Genomic DNA, 21,106 nt, shown 5'->3' with positions numbered 1-21,106 from the left:
TGTGGATTCACCAGGGAATATTAGTGGCAGTATCAATTGTAATAGCCAACAGAATATTCTTAGGAATAATTCTGGACTACCATCGTAGCTTTGCAAAGTGTTAAATCCGAAATTTTTTCAAGTCCTGTATTTCTGAGGGTGTGAGGTCGCGCCATTCACCTAGTTGTAGACCATTTAATTGTAGCTGGGCAATACTCACCCTGATCAATCGTAAAGTAGGAAACCCTACCGCAGCAGTCATACGTCGCACCTGACGGTTTTTTCCTTCTGTTAGGTTCATTTCTAGCCAAGCTGTAGGAATATTTTTTCTAAATCTAATCGGAGGGTTGCGCTCATTGACCGCAGGTTCTTCTAAAAATAGCTGAACTTGGGCAGGCCGAGTCCGATAATCTTGAATCTCTACCCCTGTACATAACTTATTGATAGCCTCAGCATCAGGAATGCGTTCTACTTGTACCCAGTAAGTACGTTGATGTCCAAAACGTGGATTAGAGAGGCGATGCTGAAATTGCCCATCATTAGTTAACAACAGCAAACCTTCGCTATCCCAATCTAAACGCCCCACAGCATAAACATCAGGAACATCAATATAGTCTTTCAGCGTAATATGCTGAGGAGATTCCTGGGTAAATTGACTCAGAACTCCATAGGGCTTATGAAAAATAATATACTTAAAGTCATTGGTCATTGGTCATTGGTCATTGGTCATTGGTCATTGGTCATTGGTCATTGGTCAAAACCTAATCTGTCATCATCAACTACAAACTACAAACTACAAACTACAAATTACGAATTACGAATTACGAATTATTATGCCAATTTCTAAAATGGGTCGCAGGTCTTTTTTATTTCTGGGGGGTGCTACCTTAGCTCAAGGATTGACACTTACATTACCTGCCACCGCCCAAACTGTACAAGTAAAGAAAAGTAAAGTCAACGGTATTCCTTTCTATCAAACTATTGTAGACCTCACAGACCCTAACACTTTCATGACCATTGGTTTGGCAAATAATGCAGCTTTGGCTAACACCATGCAGCAAACCAGCGGTGATCAGCAATTTAGTCAAATGGTCGCCCGTTCTCGTGCTTCTGTTGTTGCTAATGGTACGTTTTTCTCCAAAAATGCCCAAAAAACAGTTATGGGTAATATGGTGGCTGGTGGAAAATTTGTTAAATACAGTCAGTGGGAAAACTTTGGTACTACCTTGGGTTTGGGTGTTGGGAATAAACCCGAAATGGTGACAGCACGAGTTGACGGAAAACCAGAATGGAATCAACATTGGTTTTCTATCACCTGTGGTCCTAGACTGTTGCGAAAAGGTCAAATTTGGCTGAACCCAGCAATTGAAGGTTTTAAAGACCCCCACGTTTTAGGTAATGGAGCAAGAACAGCAATTGGATTTACCAAAGATGGTAGAAAGCTGTTGTTAGTGAATTTTGAAGTTAATCTCACTTTGCAGCAAGAAGCCAAAGCAATGAAGGCAATAGGGTGTTATGAAGCGATGAATTTAGATGGGGGTGCATCCAGGGCTTTAGCCGCAAATGGTAAAATTTTAGTACCTGCGGGGAGGGAGTTAACCAATGTGATTGTGGTCTATGATGCTAATAATCCCGCACCAACTCATCTTAAACAGGCGTGGGAAAGATTTCAAAAAAGTGGCTCGACAGTATCCGGTTAAGGTGGAGTTTAATGGCTTGTCTCATAACTAAACGGATTTTTTGGACTAAATTAGTTTGTGGGGTTTTTGGTATAGGTTTATTACCTGCACTAACGGTTTATCCTGTTTTAGGTGCAGAAAAATTAACCATTTCTGTCGGCATTTTAGAGCAATCTATACCGATTAATTCACTTGAGAAATATGCCACAACAGGCAAAATTGATGATGATTTAGCTGTATATACTAAGTATGCAGATAAAAAACAACTAATTCAACTGCGGCAAGTTTTACTAACTCGTATTCCCTTGAATATAGTGAACGTTTCGCAATTTCTTTATACCTCAATTGGGGAGAGATTATTAGAAAAGTTGGGAGAAGTTATTCAAACAGAATCTCATTTATCAGGATTCTATGCAATTAGAGCAGCGCTTATTTTAGCTGCGGCAGAACCAAATAATTTTACGCTTTTAAATGTATTACGCAAATTTCCCACCAGGTCAATTTCAATTAATTTAGATCGGAGTTTAGAAATTGCAGTTACGTTACAGGATTTAATAAATCAAACCCAAAATGCAGTAGGATTTATTAATGAACAATCTCAACTAAAATCAAGCACATCTAATCTAACTCCTGAGCTTTTAGCGGATATCAAAAAACCAGAAAGTTTTACTTGGCAAAAGCAAAAAATCATACTTAATGACCAATCTCGCAACCGCACTTTTCCCGCTGATATCTATCTACCTAATGCCTCAAATCCGCGTCCAATAATTGTCATCTCTCACGGACTTGGTTCTGATAGAACCAGTTTTGTTTATCTAGCTGAACATCTTGCCAAATCAGGCTTTGTCGTAGCTGTTCCAGAACATCCTGGTAGCAATGCAGAACAATTGCAAGCTTTATTAGCAGGAAAATCGCAGACAGTAACTAGCCCAAGAGAGTTTATTGATAGACCATTAGACGTAAAGTATTTGTTAGATGAGCTAACTCGTTTATCTCAAAATAATCCAACATTTCAAGGGCGTTTAAATCTACAACAAATAGGAGTTATCGGACAATCTTTTGGTGGCTACACAGCTTTAGCATTAGCAGGGGCAAAGATTAATTTTGAGCAATTAAACAAAGATTGCCCAGATATAAAAAATACATTAAATATTTCTCTTTTGCTTCAATGCTTGGCTATAAATTTACCAAATACAGAATATAATTTATTCGATTCACGAGTTAAAGCAGTAATTGCAATTAATCCTATTAATAGCAGTATTATGGGGAAAGCTAGTCTCAGCCAAATTAAAATTCCCTTAATGATTGTATCGGGCAATGCTGATACAATTGCTCCGGCTTTACCAGAACAAATTATACCATTTACTTGGTTAACGACAGCAAATAAGTATTTAGTGTTGATTAATGGTGGCACACACTTTTCTACTATCGCAGAATCACCGAATACAGTTGTGCCTGTTCCTATACAGGTAATTGGTTCAAGTCCCGCATTGGCGCGTAGCTACGTCCAAGCTTTAAGTGTTCCTTTCTTTCAAACCTATGTGTCCGAAGAGCAAAATTACCTGCCTTACTTGAGTGCAGATTACGTTAATACTATTAGTCAGCAACCGCTACCATTGAGTTTGGTTAAATCGCTGACGCTAGAGCAACTGCAAGAAGCATTTAAATAATTTGTAAAGAGCGATGCCTGTGGTGAGGGATGCGATCGCTCTCTAGTACAATAATATTTATCTAGAATGAGTCTTTAACCTCTATCCCCAGTAGAGGATTAAAGTGCGGACTCAGCCCAATCAGGGTTACTCTACTGAAGCCTGGAATCCCCTGTATAGCGGTATGCATTTTTAGTTACCCAAAACTTTCAACCATATAAATATCATTCCCAGAATCACCAATTAAAATCAAACTACTATCATCACTTTCTAAATTAGAACTTCCAGAAATACCACTTCTGAGAACTTTAATTAACATTTGTGGAGTAAAAGATTCCAATTCCACAAAATTACCAGCATCTAACCATTGTAATTCTTCAGCAGATAAACTTTGACGAACTTCTATAGGTAATTCTTGAGATTTTTTGCCTAAAGAAGCTGCATTCTGCACAAACATCCCTCGCTTGTTAGCAAGAATCTGACGTGGGAATAATCCCACATCAATAATTTTCACATCACTGTTAAGAAACCAACTCTCACTAGTGCGGAGAAGATGCACTAAACTTACACCTGTGAAACTACAATCATGGAGTGCAAAAATTTGTAACTCTGGGTTACGTCGTAGCATTTCCATTGTTGTATTGAAAATGCTTTGGGGATAACCATTAATGCTGAGAATTGCACAATTATTTTCAAAATGGAAATTATTAGCGATTAATAATTGAGCAATAGTCGCACTATCACAGACAACTAACCTATCAAAACTGTAAGCTGTAACATCTGGGTTAATAGCTACAGGTGTAATTTTCTCTTGTGGTACAGGTAAAACTCTATCAAGAGTACCATTAATTTGTTGCCATCTTTTCAAGCAAATATCTAAATATGATTGAGTAACTAAAAATTCTTGTGGTAAATTTCCTACTTTTCCTAATTGTCTAGTTCCTAAGAATATTGACAACATTCCTAAAATTACGACAATAGAAAAGAGAATAAAAGAATTAAATATAAACAAACTAGACGATATTCCTACCACTAAAATTAGTACACCGATGAATTGTAATGATTTAGCACTTGCTTTTCGACTAGCATTAGTTAATTTACTAGCTTTAGTATTTTTAAATAAATAAAAGATTGTACCGGCTTGATAGAGTAAGTTAGCAACTAGAAAAGATTTTGGTAAAAAAGCACTCATTATTCCTCCAACAAAGCCAGTTACCCAAATATTAAAAAACAAATACATGGGGATAAATGAACTTCTTTTAAATCCTTTTTTACGGATACGATTATCTAAAAAATATAAAAATTGTTTTGGTGTAAAATATAAAGTGTTATTAGCAGAAATATCAGCTAATATTTTCGCAAACATAGAATCTGTAATTTTCACATTTCCCATGCTTGTTGATTCAAAAGCAAAAGGATGATTACATTGTTTACATCTTCCTTGATTTGCTGTTCTGTCTTTGAGGTTATTATCAGTTCCGCAATTAATACATTTCATGGTTTTAGAGTATTTTTTTACAATTACAAGTATGATTCAGATAAATTATTTCATGTGAAGATGCAAAAAAAGTAAGCGGTATTTAGACTATTTGATTATTCAGTAAAATGCTGTAATCTTCTCGTTCTCTAATTAAGCGATGTGTACCATTTTCTAATAAAACCTCTGCTGGTTTAGGACGATGTAAAAAATGTGAAGACATAGCATAACCATAAGCACCAACATCTAAAATAGCGATAATATCCCCAATTTCTAAAGCGGGAAGTTGACAATTTTTTCCTAAATAATCTCGTGAATAGGTTGTATTTCCACAAATATCCGTTATGTAATTTTCAGAAATTGAATTTTTCCAAGTAACAATTTCCCGATAACCTCCATGAACAGAAGGTACAGAAAGATTTGCAACAGTAGTATCAACACCAATAATTTGTTTTTCCCCTTGCCATTTTACAGATACAACCTTAGCTAACATCGTTGCACAACCAGCAATAGCAGCGCGTCCAGGTTCAATAATCAAATCAATATTTTTTCCTAAATTGCTAATTCTCCAACTTAATTCATTACCAAAAAGTTCCCAATTAAAAGCTGCACCTTGATGATGATATGGATAACCAAAACCACCACCAAAATCTAAATATTCCCAATCTGGTAATTTTTTTGCAGTTTCTAAAACATTATCAATAACATCAGTAAAAGCAGTTGTCGCATTAGTTCCTGTACCACGATAAAAATGTAAACCTGTAATTTTTAAACCCACAGTACTAGTAATAGAAATCGCCTCAGAAAAATCGGTTGTAGTCACACCAATCCGACTATCTTCCGAAACATTTAAACGCAAACCAATATTTAACTTTTTTTCTTTGCGTCTTTGCGCCTTTGCGTGAGACAAAAAAACCTCACACAACAAACGCAATTGAGAAATACTATCTAAATTAAGAGTAGTCACACCCCAATCTAAAACCTGGGACATTTCCTCCCGATTTAAATTACTGCCACTATAAACAATATCACTAGGAGAAAAACCCGCATTTAACCCCAAATAAATATCTCCTGGAGTATTAGCATGAAGTCCCCAACCAGCAGCTTTAAAAATTTTCAATAATGCAATATTGCCATTTGTGACACTAGCGAAATGAAACTTCGTTTGAGGATAATTAATAGCTTTAGTAATATGTGAAATAGTTTGACGTAAAATATCGCCATTATAAACATACAAAGGAGAACCATAAACTTGTAATAACTCCCGTGCAACTTTGAGTTCTAAATTTGGAATTGCTTGTACTTTTTCCATAACCAACTAGGTAAAATAAATGGATGATTCCAAGACTTTGCAACTAATTTTCCCCCAAAAACGTGATCACACCAAAGTTGCCACATTACCAGTAACCAAAGATTTTCACCCACACGTCGTCCTTGAATTGCTCCTCCTAATTGTCCTGTAACAATTTGTGATGCAATATTAGGGTCAAAAATATTTTCTGCACTTAGTATACCTGGATTTAGCCAATTACCGATATCATGCCAAAAATCATTTAAACACCAGGAGGTTAAGGGAACACCCATACCCCGCTTTTGTCTCCAAACGATTTCCGGTGGTAGCCAATTTTCCACTGCACGTTTGAGGATATATTTCTCACAAGCACCGTTTAGAGAGAGTTCTCCAGATAGCTGAAAAGTCCATTCTGCTAAAATTAAATCACAAAAGAGCGATCGCACTCCCAACCCATGAGCAAACCCCAACGCAGTCGCACGAGGATGGATATTCTGCGCTCCTTTTAACATCAAACTGGCACGTCGGAGGCGATGTAACAACGAAGGGCAAAAATGACTATCCAGAGCATCCAAAAGCCATTCCTGAGCATTTAAACCTTGAATCTGTGCATATATCTCTGGCTGATAAACCCTCTCTTCATACCCCCAAAGACGGTGGAAAGTGCGGAGATATTGTTGAATAAAACCTTCTCCTTTATTGGGATGTTCCCCTTGATAAATACCAGCAGCAATCAAAGGTTTATTTGTCCAACCAGCAAATAATTGATCACCACCCTCACCATTAAAAATTACCTGAGTTTCTTGACTAGCAACTTGATTAAGGAGATATAAAGGAACAGTCACCCCGTCACCAAAAGGTAAATCTAACGCTTTAACAGTAGGAATAAGAGCATTTTTAATATTCTTTGGACTTGCGTCAACCTTAACTAAAGGAATATTCAGAAATTCTGCAACTTTTTCCGCATAAGGATATTCAGGAATTCCTACATTCCCAAAATCTAAAGTGTAAGCGCGAACCTTCACCCCAGCCTCTACCAACAAAGCCGCGACAACCGAAGAATCCAAACCCCCAGAAAGAAAAACCCCCACAGGTTCATCTTCTAAATCAGCAATTTGCTTTTCTGCCGAATTTTTCAATAAAACTTGTAATTGAGAAACTGCAATATTTTCGTCCTGAATATCTTCCTTTGATTCACACCATTGATAAATATTACGAAATTGAGGAAAACCCACATCTTCCCAAACTACCTCAGTACCCGCAGATATAGCAAAGATTTCATTAACAGGTGTCAAAGGATTAGGAACATAAGAAAAACAACCATAACCATATAAACCAGAAATACTAACTTCCGGTTTTTCCATAACTTCTAAAAGTAATTGCAACTGAGACGCAAACCAAATCACCCTTCCCTGCTGAGTCCAAAATAAAGAAACCTTTCCAAAAGGTTCCCTACCCAAAACCAACTTATTCGATTCTAACCTTACCCAAACATCAAGATTATCAAAAACCCCCGCCGCAGAAATACCCGCAATAGTATCTTTTGGTAATGAAGGTACAGACTCACACCCAACAAAAACAATATTCCAAATAAACTTCTCCCCTTCACCTCGTCTCTCTGCGCCTCTGCGCCTCTGCGAGAAAAAATCTTGTTTCTCTTCACCCCAATAGCCAATAAAATGATCAGGAAACATAACTATTTAACAACAAATGTTTCATCGCTAATTTTTCTACCTTCGAGAAACATTTCTACTTGCCAATTACCCACAGGCGCGGCAGAATTAATCGTATAACGACAATAAGTATCCCAAACAGAAGTTTTAACTTCACGAGTTTGATATTTATTCTGCTTAACAATTTGACCACTAGGGTTAATCCAATTACAAGCAAGAGATAGCTTGTTACCTATAGGTGCATCTTTCAAAGCCACACGATAAAAAACTTCTGGATTAGTTTGCCGAGAGATAGTTTTCAGATTAGTATTATCAGCTAAAGTAATGCGGTCTTGTTGTGCAGACACATTAGCTAATAAAGAAGTTTGCTGTTGATTAAAAAATATTGTTGATGCGATAATTACTATAACAGCCGCAACCACCCCAAAAATAATCAACTTATTTCGACGTTGCTGCACTTCCAAAGCTTGACGACGACGTAATTGAATCAAAGCTTCATCTAATAACTCTGGTGCTAAATTCAAATCTTGTAAAATTTCTCTAACTTGCTGTTGGTCAAGTTCTGTTTCTCGACGTGATTGCAGTCCTTGAACTTCAGCAATTATTTGATTTAATTGCTCTTGAGTAAGTCGCTGATTCATTGCTCTTGCCAATTACCAATTAATTACCAATTACCATTCAAAAGGTCTAGTTTTCACTTAACATCACACCTAGTCAACAGAAAACCTGCAAACCTGTTGTCATATTAATGTAAAAACCAGACCTAGTAGGAGATGTCACGTAATCAGACTATGAATCTTAGCGTCTACCACGATAAGGAACTGCATTCAAGTAATCAATGTCAAATGCAGACAGCTTTTGTGCGTAGTTACCCTTAGCAGATACTGACGCAGCCAAATCTGCAAATTTGCGAGGATCGCCTTCTGCCATGCGCTTTTCTTTCGCCTTGCGAGTGTAGTATTTCTCCACAGTAAAGTGCCAGTCGGTTCTGACTGTACCTGCTGTTTCTTGGAAGTCTACACCATAGCGAGGAGTCACCAAGTTGTAAGGACGATCTACTCCGCGCTTGCGTTGGTAAGGTACAGTATTATCACCAAAGCTGTTGCTGTACTCTTCACTGTCTACTAAAGCATCAACAAAGCCGCTAAAACCCTTGGTGCCAATCACAATAGACCAAGCAATTTCTTCTTCTTTGTTGTAAGCACAACGACCCAACAAGCGCTTGAGGGTAATGTCTACTAAACGGTAGTTGTTGTTAACAGAAACAACTAAACGATAGAAAGCCTCAGATTGAGCTAAACCCCGGATAAAATCCCGTACTGAGAGAGAGCCATTTTTCAGTTGAGATTCTAGAGTCCCTTGACGGTTAAACTTGAGAATTTCATGTTCGCTGAAAACTTGGCGATAACTTGCCCAAATGATGCTTTGAATGTCAGTGTAAGAACTAACATCTTCTAAACGATAGATATATGGAGTATCTTCATTTGTGTCAGCAACGCCGAAGCTGCTAACCCGGTGGTTTTGACTGCTTGGTTTGTATTCAAGTAATGGCAGTGCCATGCTGCGTTTTTCCTCTTGTTAATAAATTCGACTTTGAAAACGGAAACAGGATTGATTACTCAACTTCCTCATTCACGCTTTAACTATTTTCCCGCATTAGGTAACACACCTAATTAAGAGATTTAGCGCACAGGGAAACTGGCACTAGGACTGATAGAAACAGGAATACCTTGGGGTACTGTTTCCCTGGTGGTATCGGGAATTTTAATGTTAGCTGTGCTAACTGGTGTATGGGTGACAGTTCTGATGCTAACGGAAGAAGCCATTTTCATGAAGTCACTAATACTACCGGGCTTATACCGTGTATCTTCCAGTTTGTCACGCCAGTAGTTAGCGTAGCGTGGTGTTACTAAATTAAACGGTCTATCTTTATAGCGTCGGCGTTGGTAGGGAACTATATTTTCACCAAAGCTGCTTTGATACTCTTCAGAATCTAGCAAAGCATCAACAAAACCACCCCAACCGACGGTAGCAATTTTGATTGACCAAGCGATTTCTTCATCTTTGTTGTAAGGCGCACGACCTAACAACCGCTTCAGTCCCAGTTCTACTAAGCGGTAGTTGGAGTTAGTCTGAATTACCAAACTTTGGAAAGCTTCAGATTTAGCCAAACCTCGGATAAAGTCGCGCACGGTGATAGCTTTGTTCTTCACCTGAGATTCTAAATTAATCTGACGGTAGAATTTTAGAATCACGTGTTCGCTGAACAACTGCCGATAAGCTGCCCAAATTAATTCTTCGACTTCACCACCCGCAGCAGAGTCTTCTATGCGGTAAATTTTGGGGGTGTCTTCGTTGGGAACTTCGTAACCAGAAACGCGCTGGTTCTGAGAACTGGGTTTATATTCTAGTAAAGGTATTGCCATATTTCAGGATTTTTGCGATTTGTGAGTTGTCAGTTCTAATTCATCTGGTTGCCAGGTATGTAACGATAAGGCAAAGCAACTGCAACTGGTTTAACAGTTGGTTGTTCTGTACCTATCTCGCGGGTGGTGTTGGGAATCTCCATTGTGGTGATTTGAGAACTAACTGAGGCCATTATGCGCTGATAGTTACGTTCAGTGGTGATAATTTTTCCTGCCATTGCGAAGAAGTTAGCAGGAATTGCCTTCCGAATATCTTCTGTGGTTAGAGTTCCTGAGGTACGGGTGCTGTAGAAGGAACGACCAGCTAGTCCCCGGATATTTTGGGTATCACGCCAATATTCATTGTACCGGGGATTAACCAGGTTAAAAGGTCTGGAACCGTAACGGCGACGTTGGAAAGGTACGATGTCATCACCAAAATTTTCCAAGTATTCGCTAGAGTCTAACAAGGCATCAATGAAGCCATGTAAACCTTTGGTAGCAATAACAATTGACCAAGCAATTTCTTCGTCTTTGTTGTAAGCCGCCCTTCCTAAAAACCGCTTTAAGGTGATATCCACTAAGCGATAGTTGGAGTTTGTATCTGCTACTTGGGTGCGATACACATCTGATTTACCCAAACCCCGGATAAAATCGCGGACGTTAATTGCCCGATTCCGCAGTTGAGATTCTAAAAAGCTTTGGCGATAGCTTTCTAAAATTAGGTGTTCGCTAAAAATCTGCCGATATCCTGCCCAGATGATGGCATCAATGTCTGCATCTGAGGTAGCAGTATTTAAGCGATAAATAGTTGGTGTATCTTCGTTGGCTACTTCGTAGCCATCTACCCGCTGATTTTGGGAGGAGGGTGAATATTCTAACAGTGGTATTGACATCTTTACTTTTACCTTTTTTTATGCTATAAAAAGCAACTTATTGACTATAAGCCAACTGTACGCGGGCGCGAACTGCCTTTTCAACATCAGTAGCCAGCATTTCTTGGAGTCTAGTCATGATGGACTGTCGCACTTCGGCAATTTTTGCTAAAGCTTGTAAACCGACAACGGCAGCATAACGAATTGACCAATCTGTGTCTTGGGAAATGAACAGCAGTATATCTAAGGCACGGTTGATAGCGGTGAGATTTTCAGGAAAATCTAACTTATGCCAGTGTAGGTTTCCAAGTCCCTTAGCAGCTGCACGGCGGACACTGGGGGAAAAGTCTGTAGCTGCAACTGTGATTAATACGTCTATTGCACGGGGATCTGCGATCGCTGCTAATGTGCGAATCGAATAAGCCCGTGCGCCATAGTTATAATCATCTATTTGATCGAGTAATTGGGGTACTGCTATTTCTCCCAATTCGGTTAGTCCAGCTACCGCCACCACTGCGGCTGTTGGGTTGTTGTAACCGAAAACGGCAATTAAGGTGGAAATCGCGGCTGGATCTTTGGCTGCTGCCAGATTTTTGACTGCCGTCACCATTTGGGCTGGTGTTTGGGCCAGAGTGACAGCACGAATTAGTTCCTCAGTCATTGCTCAACCATCAATGATTAATAGTCAATAGTCATTGGTTGTTAATCATTTAAATCATGACTAATAACTAATGACTAATGACTATAAGAGTGAATCCATCAGGTTCATTACCCGGACTGCCTCATGAGAAACAGTCAAAGAATCTAACTTTTCTAGAAGTTGATGCTCTAACAATCCTTTGAGGGCTATGAGTTTGAAGCTATTTTCTGCTTTAGCCTGGGCGATCGCTTCTGCAGCTGCCATATAGCCAATCGCTCCCAAATCCCCCAAAATTACACGACGCAATTTCAGGTCACTTTCTTGCAACATTTTCACCAATTGCTCACCATAAGTAGAATCTTGTGTGAGTTGGTACATTGCTCTAGCTGCGGAACATTGTACTCGTGGGACTGGATGTTTAAGGAAAGGTTGAATTAGGGAAACAGCCTCAGTTGCACCAATAGCTCCCAAGGCTTCTAATACCGCTGTATAGGGCTGAATCAGATGGGGTAGCCCTACCACTTGCACTGCCTGGGCAACTCCCCCATCTAGGAGTTTGATCAGTGCTGGTACTGCTGTTTGAGCGCCAAGCATTGCCAGAGATTGGGCTGCTGCTTCACGAACATAATAATCAGGACATTCCAGGCATTTAATTAAGCCTGGTATAGCTTTGGGATTGCCCAATTTACCGAGCGCCCTAGCCGCATTCCGTCTTAAGGGATAACCTCCCAGTTCTGTTCTGTCCGCTTCATCCTCCAACGCTGCGATGAGTGCGTCTACAGCTTCTGGCTGACTGACTCGAAACTTACCCAGCCACCAAGCGGCATAATAGCGGAGACTTAAATCTGATGATTGCAGATTAGCGATAGCTAGCTCTGGTGTTAGCTGTGGCCCGTTTTCGGCAGAATGTTTTTCTGCACTGGGTTCTATCATTGCCAGGGCGTTAGTTTTCCTCTAATGAAGTCAACGGCTCAATCTTCACGATTCTGCCACCTAAACGGCTAATCCGCTGCATTTCTTCAGTCATGCGATTGTAAGGTACGTTGATAAATACGCTACCGCTACGCCGAATACTGAATTGATTCTTGTCGGTTTCTTGGTTTTGGCGCAAGCCTACAACTTCGTAACGAAATACTCGGCTTGCAGATGAAGAAACGCTACCAGCGCCAAGTGTGGTTTGACCGAACATTACTTCTAATCTCCTCTTGATGAGTTGTGCTGATTAACAGCTACCTTACGTTGATATGACGCTGACGATTTTGCCACCTTGACGGTGAATTTGCTGCATTTTGTCTAGCAGTCTTTCGTAAGGTACAATATATACCGTGCTGCTTCGTCGCACGCTGGGGTAGCCTGAACCACGAATTCCTGCTACTTCAACTCGGTAAGTGCGATCTGATTGCCCTACAGCATTACCTAAATTTTGCTTAGGAGCGTTATCCACAGATACACGGAAACTCCAGTTATTGTTGCTGCCAGATGGACCAACAACTGAGGAAGACTTATTACTAGCCAATTCCCGCGCTAACCGAGATTTAGTTCCTTCAACTTGAGCAGTATCGCTGTTGGCATAACCACGGTATAAACGGAACATCCGAGTAAAACCGGCAGCACTTTGTCCAGCTTGAAAATCAAACCCGCGATAATAGGGAACGACACTCTCTCCGAAGCTGTTTTGATACTCCTGAGAGTCAATGTAGGAGTCAATTTCAGCGTCGTAGCCTTGGTTAATATATAAGTCTAAGTGGTAAGTTACTTCAGACTCATTGTATGGTGCGCGACCCAACAAATGTTTGTAGTTGAGTTCGATCAACCGGGTTTGAAAACTGTTATAGAAAAATTTTGCTTTGTAGAGTTCTGATTTGGCAACGCTCCGCACGAACTCACGCACTGTCAAATTGCGATCACGTAGCAGTGATTCTGCACCAATCAGGCGATCTGATGCCAAAATATAGTCGTTTCCTAAGACTTGCCGATAAACGGCTTGGATCACCAATTCGACTTCTTCTCGGCTGGCGTTGGGGCGCAGTTCAACTCGACGTGCCTCACTAAAAGGCTCTGTTCCCAGCCTAGATGCTGCTGTTGTAATTGCCATTTTTTTCCCCTATTTATTTGCACTACGGTTTTTTTACCGAGTGCTGGCTGAATAAAGCTTGTTATTTATACTTACATAAAACTATGCCCGGGGCGAGATCCAACTGCTAGGTGATCCAGTGCGGTCTTGAGTACTTGCCCATGAACCACTGGCTAACCCCGTAGGGTCGATTCCATCCAGCATTTGCATCCCTCTCCGGGCATGACGCTATCTAGCTTAGAGCGTTGATTGCGTAGTCAATGTAGGTGTTTGCTTCGTTAGCAGCTTGGCCGGATAAGCCATGATTGCCTTTGATGTACTTGAGAGCTTCTACGTACCAGCTAGGAGACAAGTCAAATGCAGCGTGCATTTCACTCAAACCAGCAATCAAGAATTCATCCAAAGGACCTGTACCACCAGCAACTAAGCTATAGGTGATGATGCGTAGGTAGTGACCAACGTCACGAGCGCACTTGGACTTACCACGGCTGTCAGATGCAAATTGAGCGCCTGGTGTAGAGGTGGTGTAAGGGTATTTTTGGTATACGGCACTGGTTGCGCCATCAACCAATTTTTGAGCGTTAGCTGTCAAACCACGAGCAGCTTCCATACTAGCAACGGCACGTACAAAACGTCCGTTAACTGCTTGTAATTCGGTGTTGCTCAGGAAACGTCCTTGGGTATCAGCAGCTGCGATCGCTTCGGTAATTGGTGTTTTCATGTTTTCTTATCTCCTTGATTGTTTCTTAGCTTTTTTTTACTTGGAGAAAATCTCCAACTTTTCGCCGTATCGGCTATTTGAAGTTATTACGCAACAGCCGCAGCAGCGCGATCAAAATAGCTAGCCAATTCAGAAACTAAAGAGCTGCAATCACCCTTGGTGATACCGTTAGGATCGTTAACGATGGAGATTGCTGCATCTTTCATTTTGCCTACACCCTTAGCTACAGAAGCACCGGGAGTACCCAAAGCTTGGTAGGTTTCGCGCAAACCGTTCAAGCAACGATCATCTAATACACTAGCGTCACCAGCCAATGCTGCATAGGTAACATAGCGTAAGATGATTTCCATGTCGCGTAAGCAAGCAGCCATGCGACGGTTTGTGTAAGCGTTACCACCAGGAGCGATCAAGTTAGGTTCGTCTTCAAACAAAGAACGAGCTGCGTTGGTAACAATATCTTTAGCGTTGCTGGTGATGCGGTTAACTGTATCCAAACGCTTGCTGCCTGCGTTAACAACTGCGGTTAAAGCATCTAGTTGTTCGGTGCTTAGGAATTCGCCTCTAGCATCAGCTTGGGAAACAACCTTGGAAAATACATCTAATGTCATGGACTCTAAATCTCCTAATTACTTAGTTGAGAGATGTTTTGATTAAAACTGCGGATGTTTTATCAATTTAGAAACGGCTGACAACGAACTGCAATTAAACTGTCTCTCGACTTGGGTTCTCATTTCCTTGGCAATGATGATGAGCCATAAATATGAGAATCAGAGTGAATTTTATGAGAAACACGCAAATCTAATGAACTAGTTGCATCGTTTAACTTTGGTCTGTTGTTTAACCCCTTCAGCTTATGTTTATACAATGCTATAGATCCTTTATTTGTTACAAATTATGAATAAATAAGTTGAGGGAATAAGAAAAGCCCCAAATCCTTCACATACAAGGAGTCTGACTGAGAAAAGTCGGATATTTTCGTTACATAACTTCATAAACATCGTTAATATATAGAAAATTTTCAGCGGTTAATATTATTTTAATAATTCCAAAAATCTATACCAGAACTAACTTTGAGGGATTTTTACAGTTTTTCAGGTTTTAGTAGTTTTTGTTACAGAACGTAAAATTTACATTTTTAAATGTTCTCAAAATTATTTATGAGTCTCTAGAAAATTCCCCCCTAGGGGGATGAGGAGGTAGAAGAAGCAGGGGTAACTTTCTCCTCTGCTCCCTGCACCCGGCTCCCTTGCCTCTTCCTAGTCACCTACGGCGCAAAACTTGAAGCAAAGTTGTAAATGCATGGGGAATATCTGCTGTTACTTCAATGGCAACTCCAGAGATGGGATGTTGTAACTTAAGTTGCCAAGCGTGTAATGCTTGACCGGGCAAATTTACCCCTACGGAACGACCAGCACCATAAACTGAGTCACCGACAATAGGATGACCAATTTTGGCACTGTGGACACGAATTTGATGAGTACGTCCTGTTTCTAGTTGGAAGTGGATTAACGTGTAGTTACCGAGGCGTTCTCGGACTTGCCAATGGGTGATTGCTGATCTTCCCCCTTCTGCAATGGGGATGATTGCCATTTTTTTACGGTCTTGGGGATTGCGACCAATGGGTAGGTCAATAATCCCATTTTCCGTTTTTGGGACACCGTAAATCACGCCTAAATACTCTCTCTTGGCAGTTTTTGCTTGGAGTTGTGCTTGTAGGCTTTGATAAGCGATATCTGTTTTAGCGATCGCGATCGCACCTGTTGTATCTTTATCCAATCTGTGAACAATTCCTGGACGTTGCACACCACCGATTCCCGGTAAATTAGGACAGTGTGCTAATAAAGCATTTACTAGAGTCCCATCAGGATGACCGGGTGCAGGATGAACTACCAAACCTGAGGGTTTATTGAGAATTATTAACTGGTCGTCTTCGTAGAGAATGTCTAAAGGGATATCTTCTGCGACCAATTGTAAAGGTTGCACTGCGGGAATTTCTAAGGAAATGCGATCGCCTGCTTTGAGATGAATCTTTTTGGAAGTGCAGACTTGATCATTGAGTTGGACATGACCTTGTTCAATTAACTGTTGAACACGGGAACGTGATACATCTGGTAATTCTTCAGACAAATAGCGATCGAGGCGTTCACTTTTTTCTTCGACTAGGAGATTAATGGCGGTCATCCGATTTTGGATTTTGGATTTTGGATTTTGGATTGACCCACGGTTAAATCCGGGGGCTTGTAGCATCAAGAAATTATTGATCACAATTTGTTCATTTTAAACAATTAGGTGTGAGAATTTAGGAGACAGCAGGAAAAAGATAAATACTCCTCATGCTTCCCCTAGCTGAATTTTGTAATTGTGAAATTATTACATTACCCATAAATATCCTGATACTTCCTTATTAAAGCTGAAAAGAATAAAACAAACACTGGATTAGTCGGAATCAGTTGTTGAAAAAATAGTACGTGTAATTTTTACAGTACTTTTGTAAGAATTTAGGAGTCAGGAGGAAGAAGAATATTTTTCTTTTCTGTTACCTGCTATATCAAATATTCTGTATACCTAATCCTTACGTACTTTTTACTGTAGTAATTAACTGTAATAACGTCTAATTTCATTTTAAATTTTAGATAGTGAAATATTTGGTCGTCATAAATTTTGAGTTTTCATTTTTTGCCATCATTTTTAAAATTGGTATATTACTAGAAATTCTAAGTAGATAAAATCTCACATCACGAGTACTCACTGGTAAAATATATTCATCAGAAAATATTTGTTTTCACTATTAACTTCAATTTTTTATAATAGGTTTAAAATACTTTTTTATTTCTCTGACAAATCTATAGTAACCTGAATTTAGTAAGTAATTACTCAGCATCTACAATTTATCTAAAAATGGCTATTTTTTAGATATTGATCATCCTCCTCAAACCTAGCTGCAAAAAAGCCTCAAACCGTAACTCTAGAACCGCCAAGATTTTTTGTGTCTATGTAACTGTAGCAGTTATTTATGTTGTAGAAAATTCTCTCCCCTAGATCAGCAAGAAATGCTGTGCGATTTTCAACAACTGCGAGAAAGCAAGAGATTTCAAATCTCAGATGAGCCAGATTAGCGAAAAATACAGAAAGTCAGCCTGATTTTTGGCATACTCTTTTCTGAGTTTCTTACTTAGCCTTTGAGATTTGGGAGCGGGGTGTGGGGTGTTGGGTATTGTGTATTTAGAGTAGAGGCTTGCTATACTCACCACAATGTAAACCGCTATCTTGATCTGGCAGTACGTCCAAAAAGACCGGTGTGAATCCCCAACGGGTGATTCACAAATTCTAATTTGCAAATTTTTATTTGATGTTAAAGCCGTGCTAATGAAAACGCTTCCTATAAGTAGATACAGATTTTTCCAAAAGCTACAGCCCCTATCCCTCTTGAAAAAAATCACCAGTAAGTCTGTTACTGGTTGTCTACAAGTATTTAGCACTTCAGGGGCTTGGTCAATATATGTACAAGAGGGTAAGCTGATTTATGCCTGCTATTCAGAGCAAATGTTTGAGCCGCTATATAGAAACTTGCAGCGGTTAAGCCAAAATAATTCCACTCTTCCTAGAGAGATTAACGAGCAGTTGCAGACAATATTTGAAAAGGGTGTTGAAAATCAGACCATACCGAATCCAGATTATTTGGCTATTTGCTGGCTAGTTAATGAGAAATATCTTAGCCCTTTACAAGCAGCAATGCTGATTGAGCAATTGTCTTTAGAGTTTTTAGACTCATTTCTGAAAATAGAAGAAGGGAGTTATGAGTTTATCCCTGAGAGTTTTTTAGATGATTTACCCAAGTTTTGTCATTTGAATTTGCGCTTATTAGTCGAAAAGTGTGAAGCGGGTGTAAAAGTCTCTCCAGAGCAGTTTTGGCGGTACAATCAGCCCAATCAGCCGAAACAGAGTGCAACAATTGAAGTAAAGTTACCCCCTATTGGAAATAGACTAGTAAGTGAGGACAGATATAAGCCAAGTTATCCACGACCTGCTGGCAAAAAGAATTACACTATTTTTTGTGTAGATGATAATCCGATAGTTTTAAATGCTATTAGAGGTTTTTTAGATGAACAAATATTTTCTGTAATGGGTGTTACAGATTCTTTAAAAGCTTTAGTAGAAATTTTCCGTGTCAAACCAGATATGATTTTACTGGATGCGACAATGCCTAATTTAGATGGGTATGAAATCTGTGCTTTATTGCGGAAACAGGCATCTTTTAGAAATACACCTGTGATTATGGTGACAGAAAAACCCAGCTTAGTAGATAGAGCTAAAGCGAAGCTAGTGAGAGCTTCTGGTTGTATGACTAAGCCTGTTAATCAAGGTGATTTGCTCAGAATCATTTTTCAGCACATGGTGTAAAATCTGCTCGATTGAGACTACTGTGGACGACACCCAGACAGTATACTGTGCATCTTCACGACCGATCCAATTACTGCGATCGCTGGGGCGCTAAATCCAGTCTCTTCTACTTGCTCGACGATTGTCCCTAACTGACCAATTAATTCTTCTTGTTCTGGACGAGTACCCCATCGTACCAAACCAATTGGAGTCTCTGCACTTAATCCAGCCATGCTAAGTTGTTCCACGATATAAGGTAGATTGTGGATACCCATATAAATGACGATTGTTTCTGAGCCTTGAGCGATCGCTTGCCAGTTAACTTTCGGTCGATATTTACCCGCAGACTCGTGACCCGTTACAAATGTCACTGATGAACTATACAGACGATGAGTAAGCGGGATACCAGCATAAGCCGCCGCCGCAATTCCGGCTGTGATCCCTGGCACAACCTCCACATCTATTTTCGCTTCTAGCAATTCTGCCATTTCTTCGCCACCACGCCCAAATATAAAGGGATCTCCACCTTTCAAGCGCACGACAATCTCATGATCCTGAGCTTTTTCAATGAGTAAATAGGTGGTTTCTTCTTGCAACAGTGAATGTCTCCCCATCCGCTTCCCGGCGTTAATTTGCTCTGCTTGGGGATTAATCATCGCCAGAACTGCCGGACTCACTAAGGCATCATATATAACTACATCTGCACATTCCAACAGACCTTTGCCTTTGAGGGTCATGAGTCCGGGATCTCCGGGACCTGCACCTATTAAATAAACTTTACCCAAAAACTTTTTCCCCTTCTGTTGCTAAATCCCAAATTAAATTAGCTAGTTCTGTACTTACTCCTAGAGGCTGTGCCAATTTGAGGGTGACTCCAGGGAATTGTAATTTTAACTCTTCTACTGCACGAGCGATCGCATCTGTTATCCCACCGGTGAATAAAAAATATGGATAAATGGCAATCTGCTGATAACCAGCAGCGACTAATTCTTTTACCCTTGATTCTAAACTAGGAGCTATAGACCAATAAGCAGCTACTGCACCCAAACTTTTGGCTAGAGTTTCTACAGGCTGTTGAGAACCAGCACGACGGCTACCATGCGCCAACAAAATCGCTGCCTCTACTTTTATAGTAGCGATCGCTTGAGTTAACAATTTTCCTAAATCTGGGTGATTACCTAAATACGGTTTCAGGTCAATAATCATATCTTGACCAAGTGCTTTTTGCGCCAGTGCGATTTCTGCGGGAATATCTGTCATCACATGAACTCCCGGTACTAAAAATAAAGGGAGAATTTTTAAGCATTTACACCCCCAAGCCAAAGCAGTTTCAGCAAACTGTTGAATCTGTTGATGTAAAGGTTGGATATTTAGTTCCAATGTCGCTATACCTACCAAATTTTCACCATTTGGTAATTTCTGACTTAAAAGCTTTGCTAGTTGCCGCATAGCAATCTCTGGACGCGGGTCACGACTACCGTGAGACAATAAAAGATAGGCAGATGGCATAGGATATTTATATGAAAGAATTCATGAATGTTTTAGAAGGGTTAGTAGATCAACTAACACTAGGTGCAATTCTAGAGATGCTAGAACGAATATGCCACAAAAAAGCGGAAAATCTGAGAACTCATTGGAACGATGAAGAATCTGCCAAGTTGTGGGATAAAGCTGCTAAACAGATCGAAAATATCAACGTTGATATCTGAATTGCTCAATTTAAGTGTAAATAACGTAAGTTGCTAGTTAGAGAAAATGTCTGAATCAGGATATCCAGGATTAAAGGATTTACAGGATTAAAACAGAAAATTACTCGCCAATGACCAATTACCCATTGGTTACTGAGCGAAGTCGAAGTACCAGCCTCAACTAGATAACTAGTACCGCTTCGCGGAAGTCAAAAGTCAAAAATAATATGGAGTCAGCTTTTTAGCGATTGAGAATGGTTGGTTTATTTAGAGGTTGTTTGAAAAGTCTCCTTCCATGTCATGCTGAGGAACGAAGCATCTCAGTATGTGGGCTAAACTCCAGATTCTTCGTTGCGTAAGACTCCACATGGCTAACGCCACGCTATGCCTACGGCACACTACGTGAACGCGAACAGAATGACAAATTATACGTCCCTAAACTTTTCAAACATGATCTTACGCCATGCTGTACTATCAACTTGAGTTAAGTAGGCTTAAAGTATCTCACATAACCGATAACCGCTATAATACATCAAATATGTGATCATGGTTTATCACAGTGTTGCTTACCTACC

The 21,106-nt window shown here is 40.0% G+C and carries 21 protein-coding genes; 4 read left to right on the top strand and 17 right to left on the bottom strand.

The window, feature by feature from the left end:
- Positions 1 to 100: 100 nt before the first annotated feature.
- Positions 101 to 688 (bottom strand): rRNA large subunit pseudouridine synthase E, encoded by a 588-nt coding sequence (locus VB713_RS02585; RefSeq protein WP_323310023.1) that lies wholly within the window; start codon positions 686 to 688, stop codon positions 101 to 103.
- 124 nt (positions 689 to 812) lie between these two features.
- Between VB713_RS02585 and VB713_RS02580 the strand changes: the two genes are divergently transcribed.
- Together VB713_RS02580 and VB713_RS02575 are read left to right on the top strand one after the other, a co-directional pair.
- Positions 813 to 1,679, top strand: coding sequence for a phosphodiester glycosidase family protein (locus VB713_RS02580; protein ID WP_323310022.1), 867 nt, complete (start codon positions 813 to 815; stop codon positions 1,677 to 1,679).
- A gap of 11 nt (positions 1,680 to 1,690) precedes the next feature.
- Positions 1,691 to 3,328, top strand: coding sequence for an alpha/beta hydrolase (locus VB713_RS02575; protein ID WP_323310021.1), 1,638 nt, complete (start codon positions 1,691 to 1,693; stop codon positions 3,326 to 3,328).
- A 175-nt stretch (positions 3,329 to 3,503) separates the two neighbouring features.
- On the opposite strand, the gene VB713_RS02570 is transcribed toward VB713_RS02575, so the two are convergent.
- The 14 genes from VB713_RS02570 to VB713_RS02505 all read right to left on the bottom strand — a co-directional run bounded on the left by VB713_RS02570 (position 3,504) and on the right by VB713_RS02505 (position 16,644).
- Positions 3,504 to 4,805 (bottom strand): hypothetical protein, encoded by a 1,302-nt coding sequence (locus VB713_RS02570; RefSeq protein ID WP_323310020.1) that lies wholly within the window; start codon positions 4,803 to 4,805, stop codon positions 3,504 to 3,506.
- Between the two features lie 82 nt (positions 4,806 to 4,887).
- On the bottom strand, positions 4,888 to 6,096 hold the full coding sequence (locus VB713_RS02565; protein ID WP_323310019.1) for a decarboxylase: 1,209 nt from the start codon (positions 6,094 to 6,096) through the stop codon (positions 4,888 to 4,890).
- Positions 6,066 to 7,769: an asparagine synthetase B family protein gene (locus tag VB713_RS02560; RefSeq protein ID WP_323310018.1), complete on the bottom strand. Its 1,704-nt coding sequence runs from the start codon at positions 7,767 to 7,769 to the stop codon at positions 6,066 to 6,068. Before VB713_RS02560 ends, VB713_RS02565 begins: the two co-directional genes overlap by 31 nt.
- Positions 7,770 to 7,771: 2 nt before the next feature.
- Entirely contained in the window at positions 7,772 to 8,389 is a 618-nt protein-coding gene (locus VB713_RS02555; protein ID WP_323310017.1) for a DUF3859 domain-containing protein, read from the bottom strand.
- 157 nt (positions 8,390 to 8,546) lie between these two features.
- Positions 8,547 to 9,308: a phycobilisome rod-core linker polypeptide gene (locus VB713_RS02550; protein WP_323310016.1), complete on the bottom strand. Its 762-nt coding sequence runs from the start codon at positions 9,306 to 9,308 to the stop codon at positions 8,547 to 8,549.
- A 122-nt stretch (positions 9,309 to 9,430) separates the two neighbouring features.
- Positions 9,431 to 10,174 carry a phycobilisome rod-core linker polypeptide gene (locus VB713_RS02545; protein WP_323310015.1) on the bottom strand — a complete coding sequence of 248 codons (744 nt, stop codon included), beginning with the start codon at positions 10,172 to 10,174 and terminating at the stop codon, positions 9,431 to 9,433.
- A 35-nt stretch (positions 10,175 to 10,209) separates the two neighbouring features.
- On the bottom strand, positions 10,210 to 11,049 hold the full coding sequence (locus VB713_RS02540; protein WP_323310014.1) for a phycobilisome rod-core linker polypeptide: 840 nt from the start codon (positions 11,047 to 11,049) through the stop codon (positions 10,210 to 10,212).
- Between the two features lie 37 nt (positions 11,050 to 11,086).
- Positions 11,087 to 11,689, bottom strand: a complete 603-nt coding sequence (locus VB713_RS02535) for a HEAT repeat domain-containing protein (protein WP_323310013.1) — start codon at positions 11,687 to 11,689, stop codon at positions 11,087 to 11,089.
- Positions 11,690 to 11,770: 81 nt separating this feature from the next.
- Entirely contained in the window at positions 11,771 to 12,601 is an 831-nt protein-coding gene (locus VB713_RS02530; protein WP_323310012.1) for a HEAT repeat domain-containing protein, read from the bottom strand.
- Between the two features lie 10 nt (positions 12,602 to 12,611).
- Entirely contained in the window at positions 12,612 to 12,857 is a 246-nt protein-coding gene (locus VB713_RS02525) for a phycobilisome linker polypeptide (RefSeq protein ID WP_323310011.1), read from the bottom strand.
- 45 nt (positions 12,858 to 12,902) lie between these two features.
- A complete protein-coding gene (locus tag VB713_RS02520; RefSeq protein WP_323310010.1) occupies positions 12,903 to 13,763 on the bottom strand; it encodes a phycobilisome linker polypeptide in 861 nt (286 codons plus the stop codon).
- A 211-nt stretch (positions 13,764 to 13,974) separates the two neighbouring features.
- Positions 13,975 to 14,463, bottom strand: coding sequence for a phycocyanin subunit alpha (gene cpcA, locus VB713_RS02515; protein ID WP_323310009.1), 489 nt, complete (start codon positions 14,461 to 14,463; stop codon positions 13,975 to 13,977).
- An 86-nt stretch (positions 14,464 to 14,549) separates the two neighbouring features.
- Positions 14,550 to 15,071: a phycocyanin subunit beta gene (locus tag VB713_RS02510; RefSeq protein WP_015214032.1), complete on the bottom strand. Its 522-nt coding sequence runs from the start codon at positions 15,069 to 15,071 to the stop codon at positions 14,550 to 14,552.
- A gap of 652 nt (positions 15,072 to 15,723) precedes the next feature.
- Positions 15,724 to 16,644, bottom strand: a complete 921-nt coding sequence (locus tag VB713_RS02505) for an RluA family pseudouridine synthase (RefSeq protein ID WP_323310008.1) — start codon at positions 16,642 to 16,644, stop codon at positions 15,724 to 15,726.
- A gap of 1,185 nt (positions 16,645 to 17,829) precedes the next feature.
- Here VB713_RS02505 and VB713_RS02500 point away from each other — a divergent pair.
- The gene (locus VB713_RS02500; RefSeq protein ID WP_323310007.1) at positions 17,830 to 18,864 is read left to right on the top strand and encodes a response regulator; all 1,035 of its coding nucleotides are present in this window, start codon (positions 17,830 to 17,832) and stop codon (positions 18,862 to 18,864) included.
- Positions 18,865 to 18,881: 17 nt separating this feature from the next.
- On the opposite strand, the gene cobA is transcribed toward VB713_RS02500, so the two are convergent.
- Entirely contained in the window at positions 18,882 to 19,628 is a 747-nt protein-coding gene (gene cobA / locus VB713_RS02495) for a uroporphyrinogen-III C-methyltransferase (RefSeq protein WP_323310006.1), read from the bottom strand.
- Positions 19,621 to 20,352, bottom strand: coding sequence for a sirohydrochlorin chelatase (locus tag VB713_RS02490; protein WP_323310005.1), 732 nt, complete (start codon positions 20,350 to 20,352; stop codon positions 19,621 to 19,623). The genes cobA and VB713_RS02490 overlap by 8 nt, the downstream gene beginning before the upstream one ends.
- Before the next feature lie 11 nt (positions 20,353 to 20,363).
- On the opposite strand from VB713_RS02490, the gene VB713_RS02485 reads away from it, so the two are divergent.
- Positions 20,364 to 20,552 carry a hypothetical protein gene (locus VB713_RS02485; RefSeq protein WP_323310004.1) on the top strand — a complete coding sequence of 63 codons (189 nt, stop codon included), beginning with the start codon at positions 20,364 to 20,366 and terminating at the stop codon, positions 20,550 to 20,552.
- The last annotated feature ends 554 nt before the right edge of the window (positions 20,553 to 21,106 follow it).

Origin of the sequence: Anabaena cylindrica UHCC 0172, assembly GCF_034931625.1 — a bacterium.
Lineage (GTDB): Bacteria > Cyanobacteriota > Cyanobacteriia > Cyanobacteriales > Nostocaceae > Anabaena > Anabaena cylindrica_A.
Note: the sequence above shows the minus strand (reverse complement) of the source record. Positions and strands in the feature narration are given on the sequence as shown.

Excerpts from the sequence above, each read along its gene's own strand:
- VB713_RS02585 (WP_323310023.1), bottom strand. The coding sequence starts at position 688 with ATGACCAATGACTTTAAGTATATTATTTTTCATAAGCCCTATGGAGTT.
- VB713_RS02580 (WP_323310022.1), top strand. The coding sequence starts at position 813 with ATGCCAATTTCTAAAATGGGTCGCAGGTCTTTTTTATTTCTGGGGGGT.
- VB713_RS02575 (WP_323310021.1), top strand. The coding sequence starts at position 1,691 with ATGGCTTGTCTCATAACTAAACGGATTTTTTGGACTAAATTAGTTTGT.
- VB713_RS02570 (WP_323310020.1), bottom strand. The coding sequence starts at position 4,805 with ATGAAATGTATTAATTGCGGAACTGATAATAACCTCAAAGACAGAACA.
- VB713_RS02565 (WP_323310019.1), bottom strand. The coding sequence starts at position 6,096 with ATGGAAAAAGTACAAGCAATTCCAAATTTAGAACTCAAAGTTGCACGG.
- VB713_RS02560 (WP_323310018.1), bottom strand. The coding sequence starts at position 7,769 with ATGTTTCCTGATCATTTTATTGGCTATTGGGGTGAAGAGAAACAAGAT.
- VB713_RS02555 (WP_323310017.1), bottom strand. The coding sequence starts at position 8,389 with ATGAATCAGCGACTTACTCAAGAGCAATTAAATCAAATAATTGCTGAA.
- VB713_RS02550 (WP_323310016.1), bottom strand. The coding sequence starts at position 9,308 with ATGGCACTGCCATTACTTGAATACAAACCAAGCAGTCAAAACCACCGG.
- VB713_RS02545 (WP_323310015.1), bottom strand. The coding sequence starts at position 10,174 with ATGGCAATACCTTTACTAGAATATAAACCCAGTTCTCAGAACCAGCGC.
- VB713_RS02540 (WP_323310014.1), bottom strand. The coding sequence starts at position 11,049 with ATGTCAATACCACTGTTAGAATATTCACCCTCCTCCCAAAATCAGCGG.
- VB713_RS02535 (WP_323310013.1), bottom strand. The coding sequence starts at position 11,689 with ATGACTGAGGAACTAATTCGTGCTGTCACTCTGGCCCAAACACCAGCC.
- VB713_RS02530 (WP_323310012.1), bottom strand. The coding sequence starts at position 12,601 with ATGATAGAACCCAGTGCAGAAAAACATTCTGCCGAAAACGGGCCACAG.
- VB713_RS02525 (WP_323310011.1), bottom strand. The coding sequence starts at position 12,857 with ATGTTCGGTCAAACCACACTTGGCGCTGGTAGCGTTTCTTCATCTGCA.
- VB713_RS02520 (WP_323310010.1), bottom strand. The coding sequence starts at position 13,763 with ATGGCAATTACAACAGCAGCATCTAGGCTGGGAACAGAGCCTTTTAGT.
- cpcA (WP_323310009.1), bottom strand. The coding sequence starts at position 14,463 with ATGAAAACACCAATTACCGAAGCGATCGCAGCTGCTGATACCCAAGGA.
- VB713_RS02510 (WP_015214032.1), bottom strand. The coding sequence starts at position 15,071 with ATGACATTAGATGTATTTTCCAAGGTTGTTTCCCAAGCTGATGCTAGA.
- VB713_RS02505 (WP_323310008.1), bottom strand. The coding sequence starts at position 16,644 with ATGACCGCCATTAATCTCCTAGTCGAAGAAAAAAGTGAACGCCTCGAT.
- VB713_RS02500 (WP_323310007.1), top strand. The coding sequence starts at position 17,830 with ATGAAAACGCTTCCTATAAGTAGATACAGATTTTTCCAAAAGCTACAG.
- VB713_RS02490 (WP_323310005.1), bottom strand. The coding sequence starts at position 20,352 with ATGCCATCTGCCTATCTTTTATTGTCTCACGGTAGTCGTGACCCGCGT.
- VB713_RS02485 (WP_323310004.1), top strand. The coding sequence starts at position 20,364 with ATGAAAGAATTCATGAATGTTTTAGAAGGGTTAGTAGATCAACTAACA.